This window comes from Flavobacterium glycogeni, assembly GCF_048286775.1.
In the GTDB taxonomy this organism is placed as follows: Bacteria; Bacteroidota; Bacteroidia; order Flavobacteriales; family Flavobacteriaceae; genus Flavobacterium.
This window is the reverse complement of sequence record NZ_JBLVPV010000029.1, coordinates 1-15406: the sequence shown is the minus strand read 5'-3', so window position 1 is coordinate 15406 and position 15406 is coordinate 1. Positions and strand designations below refer to the sequence as shown.

General features: G+C 38.5%; 10 protein-coding genes. All 10 read right to left on the bottom strand.

Annotated features, from left to right (window positions below; translation table 11 throughout):
* Positions 1 to 320: 320 nt before the first annotated feature.
* Complete coding sequence (locus ACNQGX_RS16420; RefSeq protein ID WP_417978049.1) at positions 321 to 494, bottom strand: hypothetical protein; 174 nt, start codon at positions 492 to 494, stop codon at positions 321 to 323.
* Positions 484 to 723, bottom strand: coding sequence for a hypothetical protein (locus ACNQGX_RS16415; RefSeq protein WP_417978048.1), 240 nt, complete (start codon positions 721 to 723; stop codon positions 484 to 486). The genes ACNQGX_RS16420 and ACNQGX_RS16415 overlap by 11 nt, the downstream gene beginning before the upstream one ends.
* A 45-nt stretch (positions 724 to 768) precedes the next feature.
* Positions 769 to 1164: a DUF5675 family protein gene (locus tag ACNQGX_RS16410; RefSeq protein ID WP_417978046.1), complete on the bottom strand. Its 396-nt coding sequence runs from the start codon at positions 1162 to 1164 to the stop codon at positions 769 to 771.
* A 1-nt stretch (position 1165) separates the two neighbouring features.
* Positions 1166 to 1921 (bottom strand): hypothetical protein, encoded by a 756-nt coding sequence (locus ACNQGX_RS16405; RefSeq protein ID WP_417978044.1) that lies wholly within the window; start codon positions 1919 to 1921, stop codon positions 1166 to 1168.
* A 616-nt stretch (positions 1922 to 2537) separates the two neighbouring features.
* The gene (locus tag ACNQGX_RS16400; protein ID WP_417978042.1) at positions 2538 to 4271 is read right to left on the bottom strand and encodes a T9SS type A sorting domain-containing protein; all 1734 of its coding nucleotides are present in this window, start codon (positions 4269 to 4271) and stop codon (positions 2538 to 2540) included.
* Positions 4272 to 4564: 293 nt separating this feature from the next.
* Positions 4565 to 6073 (bottom strand): T9SS type A sorting domain-containing protein, encoded by a 1509-nt coding sequence (locus ACNQGX_RS16395; protein ID WP_417978040.1) that lies wholly within the window; start codon positions 6071 to 6073, stop codon positions 4565 to 4567.
* 293 nt (positions 6074 to 6366) lie between these two features.
* The gene (locus ACNQGX_RS16390; protein WP_417978038.1) at positions 6367 to 10743 is read right to left on the bottom strand and encodes a T9SS type A sorting domain-containing protein; all 4377 of its coding nucleotides are present in this window, start codon (positions 10741 to 10743) and stop codon (positions 6367 to 6369) included.
* Between the two features lie 1296 nt (positions 10744 to 12039).
* Positions 12040 to 12351 (bottom strand): hypothetical protein, encoded by a 312-nt coding sequence (locus ACNQGX_RS16385; protein ID WP_417978037.1) that lies wholly within the window; start codon positions 12349 to 12351, stop codon positions 12040 to 12042.
* Positions 12352 to 12705: 354 nt separating this feature from the next.
* Positions 12706 to 13023 carry a hypothetical protein gene (locus ACNQGX_RS16380; protein ID WP_417978035.1) on the bottom strand — a complete coding sequence of 106 codons (318 nt, stop codon included), beginning with the start codon at positions 13021 to 13023 and terminating at the stop codon, positions 12706 to 12708.
* A gap of 513 nt (positions 13024 to 13536) precedes the next feature.
* Positions 13537 to 15406, bottom strand: a 1870-nt coding sequence (locus ACNQGX_RS16375; protein WP_417978033.1) for a T9SS type A sorting domain-containing protein, incomplete at its 5' end; no start/stop codon positions are given.

Genomic DNA, 15406 nt, shown 5'->3' with positions numbered 1-15406 from the left:
TAGGTAGTAATTAGGTTTAAAATTAGTTAGCATGCCGTAGGTGCGCAACAAAACGATAAATGTTGCGTACCTACGGCACGCTAAATTCGTTCCAATTCATATTTTCTACCAAGATTTAGTGCCTAACGGCACATCCCAACACTTGATTCGCATTATTAACTCGTCAGTAATCAAGACAAATCGAAGATTCAGCGAACACCACTTATAATAAAAGTTAAGTGAGCTAAAAGAAAAGAGTAACCATTCTAAAAAAGAAAAGCCCATTCCTTTCGGTTTGGGCCTTAACTTGGTTTAACTCTTGGTTTCAAAACCAAAAAAAACTACTTCTTGTGCTTCTTAAGTATAAATTTAAGCGCCATAGATATTCCAAAACTGACTATAGCTCCAATAGCAGCCAATAAAACAGTTTTCAGAACATCTTCCGAAGCTAAATTCGGCACAACACTCAAAAACGTACCACCTGCAGTACCCATAAGGGTAGGATTACTCGTCATCATCCTGTACATGATAAGGGTTTTCCTCATAGGAAGTCGTAAGCTGACTTACTGCCGACAATACACCTCCAACAACTGCCATATACCCGCCAATCGAGCCGATGATAACAGGCAAAGCAATCGGGGCAGTTAAAATAGTTCCGCCAACTGCTGCCAATGCCAATCCGATATTGCGAAGCACTTTAAAAAATTTTGGACTGGGAGCTTTTACTCTTTTTACTATATTCATAATATTTGATTTTTATTCCCTGTCATCCTGAGCGGAGTCGAAGGATTAAGATTGAACAATTAATAAAACGCTTTCTTTTTGTTCCAAAGCTTTGTAAACTAAATTTTTTAATCTAACAAAAGCTTGTTTAGATTGAAGACCAAAACCAGGTCCTGAAAGTTTCGTTACAGGAGCAATACAGCCGTTCAATTCTTTCAAAGCATTATTAGCAGGATGCAACAGAATAAAACTTCTGTTTGTTACATCAACCAACTCTATATGCCATTGAAATTTACGACTATAACGCTTCTTCAATAAATAGTTCCCTTCCGGAATACACGAAATCCTTTTCTCATTATGATTCCAAGGCAGTTCGATAGTGTTACAGATCAATTTGGTCTCATACGTTAGTTTTCCGTTAGTTCCGTCAGGGAAATAAGTTCTCGATAATTGCAATGTCATCTTACAATCCGCTAACTTGTACCAAGGCTAATGGATTGTAGGATCCGTTTTTCAAAGGATACATTCTACCATTTACCCCTTGATAAAATTCAACTCCTAGAGCTAAAAACAAAGGCTTTGTACTGTTAGGAGTTACCGCATTCAAATGATTGATCGCTACAGTTGGAGTCATATCCCAAGGTAGAACTGCTGTTTCTGAATTCGATGAAACGAATGTCTCTGCTTCAAAATCAATTTCAGCCCCACCTGATATAATTTTAAAATGGGTGGTTCCACTTGGAGCTGAAATCATAGTAGCAGGAATAAACGATGCTAAATCAACCGAAATTTCACCCGAAACCCTGTCAATTGTTCCAGTAAAAGGAGCAAATAGAGTTGTTCCTAATTTCCCGGTAATGTTAAAATCAAAACCGTTAAGCAATTCAGCTTCTCCGTCAATTACGTTTCTAAGACCTCGTTCATTGACCAAATCAGCTTGAATAACTTTAACCATCAATTGGGTAAGTCGGCTCACCATTCTGCTATCTGAAGAATTCAGCAATAAAGTCCGCAATGCCATACGCAAAGTTTTACCGGCCTTACCGGCTCTCCCAAATTCGGAACCGTTCTCTCGTGTTCTCTGAAAAGCAGGATCATTGGCAATTCTCTTGGCATCAATGCCGCCTTTCTCACGGGCAATATACCCATCCTTACTTTTGTAAAAAGTAATATCCCCGATAGTACCTTTCAATTTTATTATGCCTTTCTGTTTTGCCATAATCGTTAAAATTTAAGTTTAAAATTAATTTTACTACTCATTCATCCTGAATATTCGTTGCAACTAAATCTGGAATGATTGCAACAAAGATTTCATCATTTAAAGCACATTTCAAAAGGCGATGGTAAAAAACGGTAGTAAAAAGCCTATAATTACCTCTTTTAGTCACTTAGTGACAAAGTAATTTTGCTATATTTGTTAGTGTGATTCAGCTCAGCAAAGCCGTATCATAAGCATGGATAATGTATTAAAAAACAAAAGTGTGATATCAGGAAACGTCAGGGTATGTATTTATCCAAAAGATGTGCAGCGTATTACCGGTAAAACATACAGACAGGCAAGGTTGTATTTAAACAAGATTAAAGACAACTTGAGTAAAGAACCACATCAATTAATTTCCATAGAGGAATTTTGTAGTTATTCTGGCCTTCAGATCGAACATGTTTTACGCTGTATAATCGGATAGGATGTAAGGAATTAAAAAACCTGTCACGCTTCTATAATCAATTCATACATGTTCAGCGGGCTGTTCAAATAATAGGGCAAGCTGTTGAGTAATTAAATAAAAAAGCACCCGTTTTAGGCGGATGCTTCTTAGTTAAAATTAGTTTTAAAACTATCTGGAAGAAATCACTTTTTTAATGCTGCTTCCGCGATTAGTAGTCACTTTTACAACATACACTTGGTCTCTTCCTCTATTCAATTTAAGGTCAAGCGTTACTTCTTTATTCAAATAACTATTGGTATCAGTTTTCGAAAGAACCGAAATACCTTGTGAATCAAACACCTCGATTTTTACATCCGATTTGTAGTCAAAATTATATTTAATGGTAAGCTGATCTTTGAAAGGAACAGGGTACGTAGTAAAACCTGCGGTTTCAGCTTTGGCTTCTATTGGCGCAACGGCTTCAGTAGTTTTAGCAGCTGGTGAGGGTGCTGCACAAGTAGCAGTTGCACTACTGCAATTAGCTGGTGATGAAGTACAATTAGCCGGACTAGTAGCTGTAACACTTGGATTAGAACCTGCCGCAAGATTGCTAAATATAACTGGTACATTTACCGCTGCCGTAATTCCTGGATTAACACCATTTAATTTATAAGTGTATCCAAGAATAGGATTACACACCTCGATACTTCCAGTTGTTGTTGCTCCGCAAAGTGATGCTGTTGGCTGGGTTATTTTTAATTGTGGTGCTGATGGCGTTGCAGGTTGTTGATTCACAATTACATCGTCACCAGGTGTACTACATGTCCCAATAGAAGCAATAAATTGATAAGTTCCCGGGGATACTGAACTGAAGACACCATTAACAGCTGTATATTTTAAAACACCCGCTTGCTTAAGTTCATAAGTGACACCAGCCGTAGGCGATGTTATGGTAACAGTTCCCGTAGCAGTAGTACAGGTCGGTTGGGTTACCGTAGCCGCTGGCTTAGCTATTGGAGTCGGTCCTCCAACAGTTATAGGTTTGATAATACTACAGCCAGTAGGAAGAGTAGCATCGGTTATGGTAACATTGTAATCACCTGCAGCAAGACCGGTAAAAGTTGTTGATCCACCGGCAGCAACGGGAACGGGGGTGCCATTTCCTAATTTGACGCTGTAAGGCGGTTTGCCACCAAATGGAGCCACAGTAATGGAACCACCAGCGGTACAAGTTGCATTTTCAGAAGTAACAGTTCCGTTAACCCCTGCATTAATTTCTATGAAAGGTAATGTCCCACATTTCGGAGCAATTTTACTTGATTCCAAAGGGCATGATGCATTATCAGCAGCTGAAGTCCATGCTAAAAACAAATTAGTAATAATCAATCTTTGTCCACATGTATATGTAATTTGATTAAAATCCAAATCTGTTATGGTATTAGGAGGAACTGCGGATGTATTACCAGGAAGAGGAGTACTATTACATCCACTTATTGGCTGAGAAGAAGCTAATGTATTGCCATTATATCGCTCTAAAGTTCCCCAGAAAGCAAAAGACGTTCTGTTTGATCCTGTCGTATTGTTAATAGATAATGTCAGTGTTCTCGTCACCGTAGTGCCTGTAGTACATGAATTACATGCATCTCCACCAGTCAGCTTTGCTTCAACTAATTGTAAATCTTTGGAAGTACATCTCTTTGCATCGGGAAGATTAACTTGTGCAAATGCAGTATAAAAACCAAAGAAACACAATATAGAAAGCAGCGACCCTCGAGTTATTTTAAGTAGTCCATCTCTAGAATCTGAGGTTCTACCTTTAAATTTTAAAGAACTTAATGTAGACATTTTGTTTTTCGGTGGGAAGCAACACATTATTTTGCTTGATAAAACTTCGAAAAACGCCAGAAGTGTATTATTTTCCATGATAATAAAATTTTAATACCATAAATTATTAAAAAGCAGGAAACTAGCGGACTTGGGAAATAAAATCTTAAAGAAAAACATAACATCTTCATAAACAAATTTATGAAGCACACCATCATCAAAAGGATATTTTGTATGGGGAACTAAATCCTTTTATCGACCAAAAAGTCATTTTATAAAACAACTTTAAATTCAATAAAAAAAGAGAAATAAACCTCGAAAGCAAAAACTTTAGAGGTTTAATCTTATACTCTAATCCGTTTTATTTTTTGGATCAGATGATTATTTACAACCTATCTGGAAGAAATTACTTTTTTAGTACTGCTTTCTCTATCAGTAGTCAGTTTCACAACATACACTTGATCTCTTCCTCTATTCAATTTGAGGTCTAACGCAATTTCTTTGTTCAAATAACTATTGGCATCCGTTTTAGAAAGCACCAAATTACCCTGTCCATCAAACACTTCAATTTTTACTTTAGAAGCATAATCAAAATTATATCTAATGGTAAGCTGGTCTTTGAAAGGAACAGGATAGGCCTCAAAAACTACTTTTTCAGTTGTTGCTTCGGTTGGAGCAACGGCTTTAGCAGTTTTATTCTCATCTATAACTGGACAAGGTGTTGCATCACAATCGGAATCATCACATGATGCTTTATCTGAAGTACAATCCCCTAGTTTAACTTTTATACCAGTTACAGCACCGGCAGCTAAACCGCTGAAAACTGTACCTGACTGCCAGGTAGTTCCATCATCGATACTGTATTCATAACCTTCTCCACAAGGAGTATTTATGATAACACTTCCCGTTGCTGATGTTGCGTCACAAAGGCTGGAGGGTTGCACTAGGCAAAAAGTGGGCGGATCTATTCCGTCTGGCGTTCCAACGTCTCCCTCTTTGGTAGTGGTACATCCTGCGCTATCAGTTATGAGTACTGAGTACGTACCAGATACTAAACCGGTAAGATCTTGATCATCTGATTGTCCAGCTGGAATAGCACCTCCATCAGAAGCTGACCATGAATAGGTATAAGGGGCTGCTGGAGCGGCGAATGGAATACCGCCGAATGGAGTCAAATCGATAGAACCCAGTTCGGAACACGTTGCATCGGTAACAGCTAAGGTACCATTTACACCTGTATTTATTTGTATTGAAGGTAATGTTCCGCATTTAGGATTAATCTTGGCAGAATTGATTGTAGCACAAGTGCTTTTAGGAGAGGCATCTGTCCATGCTAAATAGAGATTAATCAACCTTAAGGAATCTCCGCATAGATATGTAATCGTTCCAAAGTTACCCCCGGTATAAACAGCAGGCAACGGTCCTGTTGGAGGGATGGGATTAGCATCCGAACAACGGCTTATTTCTGTAGTTTCTATTGATCCATCTGCATGCGTTATCTCCAATGTACCCCAAAACGCAAAGGCCGTTCTATTGGATCCGGTTTTGTTATTAATACCAAGGGTCAGTGTTTTCGTTAAACTGTCTCCAAGTTCACATGAGGTACATGCACCACCATTTGTAAGCGTGGCACTTACCAATTCCAAATCTTTAGAAGTACATCTTTCTTGAGGAGGAAATGTCGGTGTTGTTTGTGCAACTATTGTTGAAAAACCAAAGAAACAAACTATAGAAAGCAACGAAATTCGAGTTATTTTACCCAATACATCTCGAGAATCAATTGAGGTTCTTCCTTTAAATTTTAAAGAACGTAATGTAGAAATCGTGTTTTTCGGTGAGAAGCAACAAATTATTTTGCTTGATAAAACTTCGAAAAACGCCAGAAGTGTATTATTTTCCATGATAATAAAATTTTAAAACCATAGTTGTTAAAAAGTAGGAAACTAGCGGACTTGGGAAATAAAATCTTAAAGAAAAACATAACATCCCCATAAACAAATTTATGAAGCACACCATCATCAAAAGGATATTTTGTATAGGAAACTAAATCCTTTTATCGACCAAAAAGTCATTTTATAAAACAACTTTAAATAATTAAAAAAAGTAGAAATAAACCTCGAAAGCAAAAACTTTCGAGGTTTAATTTTATACTCTAATCCGTTTTATTTTTTTGGATCAGATGATTATTTACAACCTATTTTGAAGAAATCACTTTTTTCACACTACTTCCTCTGTTGGTAGTTACTTTTACAACATACACCTCTGATCTATCTACATAAGAATTAAGATTCAGTGTAATTTCTTTGTTCAAATAACTATTACTGTCCATTTTTGAAAGTACTGAAATTCCTTGTGAATTAAGTACATCGATTTTTACATCAGATACGTAATCAAAATTATATCTAATAGTAAGTTGGTCTTTGAAAGGAACCGGATAGGCATCAAAACTTGCTTTATCACCCGAGCCATCTCCTTCTTTTGTAGCACGAGTTCCTCCTAATGGACATCCTGAATTATTAAGAATATCCAATTGAGTTGCTAATGTTCCAGGCGCTTTTCCTCCTGCTAAATAGGCTGCATTAACGGCATTTATTACCGATTGCGGACTATCAGAATAAGGTGCTGGATAATCAACTTCATCACTACAAGCATTCAATAAAGCGGCTACTCCTTGACGAGCTAAGTTATAAATACCTCCGCCGCCTAAATTCAGCGCTTGCAATAAAGTTAAATTAGCAAGATTGGACGGTGCATTTACAAACACATCTCCAAACAACATTGAAGGTGTATAAGTTGAACACCATCTATTAGTATGGTTTTTCCAATATCCTAAAGTACAGCCCTCAAATGCACAAATTTGATTAGTAACCAGAACCACATCAGAAGCGGTACATCCATTAGCTGGATTAGTAACGGTTAATGTATACGTACCGGCTGCATTTACTGTTGGTGTGGCAGTTGTGGCTCCTGAAACGATGTTTCCACCATTACTGGCAATCCAGGAGAAAGTTGCTCCTGCTGTAGAGGAAGATCCTGATAATAATGCAGTAGTTTCACCACATAATATCTGAACATCAATCCCTGCATTTACATTAGGCGGCGTATTGTTTAAGGTTACCAAAGCTACATCGGTAGCAGTACATCCATTGATTGGATCAGTAACAGTTAATGTATACGTACCCGCTGCATTTACTGTTGGTGTAGCTGTTGTAGCACCCGAAACGATATTACCGCCATTACTGGCAACCCAGGAGAAAGTAGCACCTGCTGTTGTGGATGAACCACTCAAGGCGATTGAAGTGATGATACAAGTCAACTCTTTATCAGCTCCTGCATTTGCATTTGGTGCTGTATTGTTTAACGTTACTAAGGCTACATCGGTAGCAGTACATCCATTGGCTGGATCGGTAACAGTTAACGTATACGTACCAGCTGCATTTACAGTTGGCGTGGCAGTTGTGGCTCCGGAAACGATGTTCCCACCATTACTAGCAACCCATGAGAATGTTGCTCCTGCTGTTGAGGATGAACCACTCAAGGCTATTGAAGTCGTTGTACAAGTCAATACCTTATCAGCTCCTGCATTTGCATTTGGTGCAGTATTGTTAAGTGTCACTAAGGCTACATCGGTAGCGGTACATCCATTGGCTGGATTAGTAACAGTTAATGTATACGTACCCGCTGCATTTACTGTTGGTGTAGCTGTTGTAGCTCCAGAAACGATGTTACCACCATTACTTGCAACCCAAGAGAAGGTAGCGCCTGCTGTTGAGGATGAACCACTCAAGGCGATTGAAGTTATGGTACAAGTCAACACTTTATCTGCTCCTGCATTTGCATTTGGTGTATTAGCATCAAGAGTTACTAACGCTACATCAGTAGCAGTACATCCATTGGCTGGATCGGTAACGGTTAATGTATACGTACCGGCTGCATTTACAGTTGGTGTAGCTGTGGTAGCACCCGAAACGATGTTACCGCCATTGCTGGCAACCCAAGAGAAGGTAGCGCCTGCTGTTGTAGAGGAACCGCTCAAGGCTATTGAAGTTATGGTACAAGTCAACACTTTATCTGCTCCTGCATTCGCGTTTGGTGCCGTATTGTTAAGTGTCACTAAAGCTACATCGGTAGCAGTACATCCGTTGATTGGATCGGTAACAGTTAATGTATACGTACCTGCTGCATTTACAGTTGGTGTAGCTGTGGTAGCACCCGAAACGATGTTACCGCCATTGCTGGCAACCCATGCGAATGTTGCTCCTGCTGTTGAGGAAGAACCGCTCAAAGCAATTGAAATCGTGGTACAAGTCAACACTTTGTCAGCTCCTGCATTTGCATTTGGTGCCGTATTGTTTAATGTTACCAGTGCAACATCAGTTGCAGTACATCCATTGGCTGGATCGGTAACGGTTAACGTATACGTACCGGCTGCATTCACAGTTGGTGTCGCTGTAGTAGCACCAGAAACGATGTTTCCGCCATTGCTGGCAACCCAGGAGAAGGTAGCACCCGCTGTTGAGGATGAACCACTCAAGGCAATTGAAGTAACAGTACAAGTCAACACTTTATCAGCTCCTGCATTCGCATTTGGTGCCGTATTGTTTAAAGTTACCAAGGCTACATCGGTAGCGGTACATCCATTGGCTGGATCGGTAACAGTTAACGTATACGTACCAGCTGCATTAACAGTTGGTGTGGCAGTTGTGGCTCCGGAAACGATGTTCCCACCATTACTCGCAACCCATGAGAACGTTGCTCCTGCTGTAGAGGAAGATCCGCTTAAGGATATTGAAGTGATGGTACAAGTCAACACTTTGTCCGCACCTGCATTAGCGTTTGGTAGCGTACTGTTTGAAGTTACCAAGGCTACATCAGTAGCGGTACATCCATTAGCTGGATCGGTAACAGTTAACGTATACGTTCCTGCTGCATTAACCGTTGGTGTGGCAGTTGTGGCTCCGGAAACGATGTTGCCGCCATTACTGGCAACCCATGAGAAAGTCGCTCCTGCTGTTGAGGATGAGCCGCTCAAGGCAATTGAAGTAGTGGTACAATTCAACACTTTGTCTGCTCCTGCATTGGCATTTGGCGGCGTATTGTTTAACGTTACCAAGGCTACATCGGTAGCGGTACATAAAATACTGACTGGACTAGTAACGGTTAAGGTATACGTACCGGCTGCATTAACAATTGGTGTTGCTGTATTTGCTCCTGAAACGATGTTTCCACCATTACTTGCAACCCAAGAGAATGTAGCTCCTGATGTGGTTGAACTTCCGCTTAAGGCAATGGAAGTTGTTGTACAAGTCAACACTTTATCGGCTCCAGCATTAGCATTTGGAGTAAAATCCAAATTCAACTGAACGGGAGCTCCCGGAAAATCCTTTAATTCAGATTGCGTTGAGTTTCCTGAAGACCGTGTTCTAATAAACAGCGTACTGAGTGTAAAGCATGGATTACTATTCGCTGTTGCGAACACTTGTGTAAGATTGATAGCACCCTCAGCCCATTGATTAGGAGCATAAACACCGGGAAAGGTTCCATAGGTATCAAAGGGTACTGTGGTAGTCGAAAAGTTATTGGTTAAATAAATTTCGCCCAAAAATTCAGAGTTGGGATGAACTACATATTCATACACACCAGGTGTTATTTCCGTCCATATACGAATCACGGCGGTAGCATCACCACCTCCCTGAGTAAATTCAATAGTGAGCAATATATCACCCAATGTACGTCCACCATGGGGTCCTAATGTTGTAAATCCGCCACTGCCGCCGATGATTGGTGCAATACCAGTTAGGGGGTCAACGGCGCCATAGATTTCGCCAGTAATATCTAAGGGAGCCTGTAAAAATTCGAAATCTATGTAACTGCTCCCATTGGTCACCTGACGGTCAGCGGCAAAAAGAGCCCACAAATCCGTAGCAACTCCAGGTCCACTAGTACCAGCAACAAAGGTTTGACCATCAATACTTACTCCACCTGTTACGCCTGGGTCGCCATAACTAAAATGAACACCAGCATTTTGGATTTCATTTTTGGGAGGTGAAGATCCTGCTCCCCAAGTATAGGTGTTTGGATTATCATTTATTTTATTGGAAGAGGTGAATGTGGTTGGATCATTTAGATAAGGATCCTTCAGGAAATAACTGACCGGCACAGTGGCAGGGATGGTGGGTTTGTAAAAAACTTCACCTGTTTCTGGGTTAATCAAGCCATGACCGGCAATAGTAGGATGCAATTTGTCAAACAAGTCGCCTACACCTTCATAAATAGTACCAATAGGTTCGTGAGCAAAGGCATCGCCGTCCACTCCAGAACCAAATCTTGGAGTTGATACAGGCACTATACCTTGAATATTCTGCGCATTACCTGTATAACCCGTCATAAGAATTGCCCCTAACATAAAAATCAAAGCAAGCGCTTGACCCCAACAATTGAGCCATAGCTTTGACAGTTGATTAAGAGGAGTTCTAAAATTAAATTTTGAAAAACCTGCGTTGAAGCGCCAGGTAAAAGTGCGCCAGTATTCTTGAACACTTTTTTTCGTATAGAATATAAATTTTTTCATAATAATTTGGTTTTAAGACCATATTATTAATAAGAAAGCGCATGTAGATGTTGGGTTTTCGAAAAATTGAAAAGTCCTGTTTCATATAGTGTAGTTTAATACCATAAATTAGAAAAATAAGGAAGTTACAAACTGGGGCATTAAAAATTAATAAGATACAGACCAACCTTCATAAACGCATTTATGAAGTACTCCATCATTCGAAGGATTTTTATTGTGGGGAACAATAACTAAATTCTTTTATCTACCAGACAATTGCTTTATAAAGCAATCTTTAAACTTTAATCTAAAACAATCAGTATCGAAATTAATAAAAATAGGTACAAACAAAAGTTTCCTGACTCAGGGAGAAAACTTGCAGAAAAACGAAACACCTTCAAAAAAAACATGTATGAAGTACTCCATCATCCAAAGGATTTTTTATTACGGGGAACAAAAAATTCTTTTGTTAACCAGAAAGTTACTTTGTACAAAAACTTAAATAAAACCCGTTGGGTGTAATTAGTTTTTTTTTAAATAAATTTTCGTCAGTTCGAGTGATTTTTGAAAAAAATCGTATCGAGAACAGAAAATTTATTTTAAAAAACTGGTTCTCAATACACGTCACTTCGAGGCTTAATTTTTTTACAAAAAAAGCAATATAAAATGACATTCATTGTGTCACCCTGAGCGCAGTCGAAGGGCTACGTAATAAAAAACGTCAATGGTAGTGCAAAGCGTATCGAGAAGTTTTGTTCCATTTTATTTCACAAAAAACACTTGAACTGACGTTTTGGATAATCACACCCAACGGGTTAAATAAATAACTTTTTACTGAATCAAAGTTAGGTATTGCATCAAAAAAAGAAAAAGAAACAACCCTAAACAAGACAACATTCTATTATTACCGACAAGAGACACTATTCGCTAAGAAAAGGTTTACAGCTATGAAATATTAATACTGAATTGCTGGTTAACTAATTGATAATCAATTAATTAAGCGATGTATTATTTAATTTTTGTTAATAAAAAAGTAATGTTAAAAAGCAATAAAACTCTTTAACACATGGATTATTAATGTCAATTTTCTGACTGGAATTTTATAAAACTATTCCTAATCTTAAAGTATTAAAAACGATTCTTATTTTAAGATTTCAGAAAGTTTATAAGGGCTTTAAAACATTGATTTTTATTCTTGAAAATGTTAGGGCAATCTAAAAAATGACCATAAAAAAGACCCTTCATTGCTGAAAGGCCTTTTGTGTTAAAAACCACAATTCGATTCTAATTTCTATTTTACGGCAACAGTATTGTTTCTTAAAATTTTGCTAAAAAATAACACATGAGAAGGCAACGCATTTCCCCAATATTCCCAAGTATGTGCACCTGGACGTTCCCTATAATCATGAGAAACTGTATTAAAACGAGTCTTCTGTGCAATTCCTTATTGGATTCAATTAAAAAATCATCGCCACCACAATCTATAATCAATTCCAGTTTATTGCTTTTTATTTTATCTATCCTATTTAAAACCGCATTCGAAGCATACACTTCCTGCGACGCTCCTTCAATTCCAAAAACAGGTTCCATTAATTTAGTAATTCTTTCCTTAGATTCCGGATTAATCATGTTACCATTTCAACGGCTCAGCTCATACTGCCAGCCACACAAAATAACTCGGGATATTTTGTCGAAAGATATAATGCACCGTGGCCTCAATGTCATTAAGTTAAGGACTCGTCAGTTCGTCCCGACGCTTCGGGAGAGTAGGAATTTGCGATAGAAAATTTCTACTTAGTATCGAGAACCTTTTGACAATAAAGGCTTCTCGATACAATTTTAAACATTAAAGCTCTCGCATTAATATTTAAAGTTACTCGAAGTGACGATCAAAACCACTTAACCTTAATGACATTGGTCACGATTTGACATAAAAATCAAACCAGTATTTTCAAAGATGAAATGGTATCATATAAATTTTATTTAGAAATTAAAAAATTTCGCGCAAATTAGTGGCCCCGAAGCCTCGGGACGTGGCGGAAAATAGATGTTTATTTTTTCATTGATTGGGTTTACAATTTTATCTATAAAATACTGTACGGAATCTTGTCTGATATCATTCTCTCCTGTACCAGGCCATAAATCGGCATTCAAAAACCAGTCATCTGTATGAGCGGTAGTTAATCCGCCAAACTGTAAGCGATTAGCATACACATCGGCATCTATCCCAAAGTTAGCTTTAACAGCAGCTCCCGAGACGGCTTGACCATAAAGCGAAGCCTGACCAAATACTAAAAGCAATAGAGTGACATAAAAAAAGAGCTTTTTAGCAAACGCATTCGTCCAAAAAAAGCTCGAAAAACCTGCGTTGAAACGCCAGGAAAAAGTGAGACAATAGTCTTGTACATTTTTTATCGTATAATAAATATTTTTTTTTCATGATAATTTGGTTTTAAGGCCCATAGTATAAATAAGAAAGCATCAGTAGAAATTGGGTTTCCGAAAAACTAAAAGTGCTGTTTAATATAGTGTAATTTAATACCATAGATTAAAAAAACAGGAAGTTTACAAACTGGAGCATAAAAATTAGGAAAACACAAATCATCCTCATAAACACATTTATGAAGAACGCTATCATCAAAAAGAATATTTTAGTATTAGAAAACTAAATCCTTTTATCGACCAGAAAGGGGCTTTATAAAACAACTTTAAAAAATTATAAAAAGTAAAAAAAACCTCGAAAGCAGAACTTTCGAGGTTTAATTTTATATTCTAATCCGCTTCATTTTTTAGGATTAGATGATTATTTACTACCTATTTTGAAGTTATTACTTTTTTAGTACTGCTACCTCGATCAGTAGTTACTTTCACAATATAAACCTGTTCTTGATCTTTGTATGAATGAAGGTGTAACATAATTTCTTTGTTCAAATAGCTATTGGTATCAGTTTTTGTAAGTACCAAAATACCTTGCGCATTATACACTTCAATTTTCACATCTGATTTATAATCAAAGTCATATCTTATAGTAAGAATATCTTTGAAAGGAACTGGATAAGGAGTGAAACCAGCAGTTTCAGAATGAATATTTGAAGTTATAGGGTCTTTTGATCCTTTTGTATCAATACAAACGATGGTGATACATTGACTGCATGTAGATGAATTAGCACAATCATCTGTTGCTTCCCATGTTCTGCAATGTGTAATGGAACCATCAGGATTAACCGTAACAACGTCACTATTAATCACTTCTAAAACTGGATTTGGATCACAGCTGTCGGAAACAGTTGGAGTATCAAAAGTTACAGGAATATCAACAATACATGGTTTTTCAACCATTACCTGATTGTCTCTGTTGCCTAAAGAATGATTATCCAATTGTTCCAATTTGAAGTGATAAGGAGCTCCACTAATACTGCCTGCTCCATAACAAGCTCCGTAACCGCAGGATCCTTCTCCTACAGCGGCTCGGCCTGCCATTTTAATCATAACAGCATCCGAAGTCGATTTCCAAGTAACTGTGTACCAAGCATAGTTATCTCCATCAGATCTACCTGAATACCCATCAAACACAATATTGAAGTCGGTTATTGGGGCATTCCCTTCAATCTCGATTTGTCTGTTTCCATAAGTGCTTTCAAAACATGATATCACATTGTTAACACTATTGTTTCCGTGATGATTTGGAGGATTACCCATATTATCGGTAACAGTTGCCCAAGCACTGGTTGTGAAATTTTCACAAGCATTACCTGCAGTTGAACTGATTCCCTCATTACAAGTTTGAGCCATTAAGTTTTCAAGTTCGTTTACAGCACCATTTCCAATTGCTGCCGCAGTTGCAATGGCTTGCTCCCATGACATTAAGAAATCATAAGCATGTCTGTCGCCTGATTGGTGTTTAACCGCTTCATGTCGGAACCTGAACGTATGGGTATTTCCTTTTAATTGGGTAAATATTATACGCTGAGGCACTCCCATACCTTCAAAATATTCAGCTTGGGTCTCGTTATTAATACCATATGTCCAATCAAGCGGAACTGCTGGATGATCTTGATTTCTTGGCTGACTGAAATCAACTTTATCATTCTGCAAAGGTGGTCCATTGCTGGCTTTACCATCTACCGTAGCAACGCCTCCACCGCCTAAATCTACACACTCTGCCTGATCATCTCCTGAATTGATTACCTTATCTGCAGGGCATTGAATTACTGGTGCAGTGATATCCTGAACATTGATCGTTTGTGAAGCAGAAGAATGGTTGCCACAATCATCTGTTGCAGTCCAGGTTCTGGTCACACTATAATTACCCGGACAGTTACCTGGGGTAGTCACATCGACGAAAGTCAAAGAAGCAACTGCACAATTATCCGTTGCAGTAGCTTGCGCAAAGGCAGGCAAGGCTGGACAATTGATCGTTGATACTGCAGGCAAGGCTGCGATAACAGGTGCCACTAAATCCACAGTCCAGGTTGCTGTACGGGAAACTGGTGCTGCTGCGTTGCCACAGGCATCAGTTACATTCCAGGTTCTGGTTTGTGAACGTAAACATCCGGTGATAACCACAGATCCATCTGTAAATGTCGGACTTACAGAACCACAATTATCGGTTGCTGTCGCTGTTCCAAGCGCTGCACTAATGGCATCCGCTGTTGGATTACAGCCCAGAGTACCGTTTGTAGGT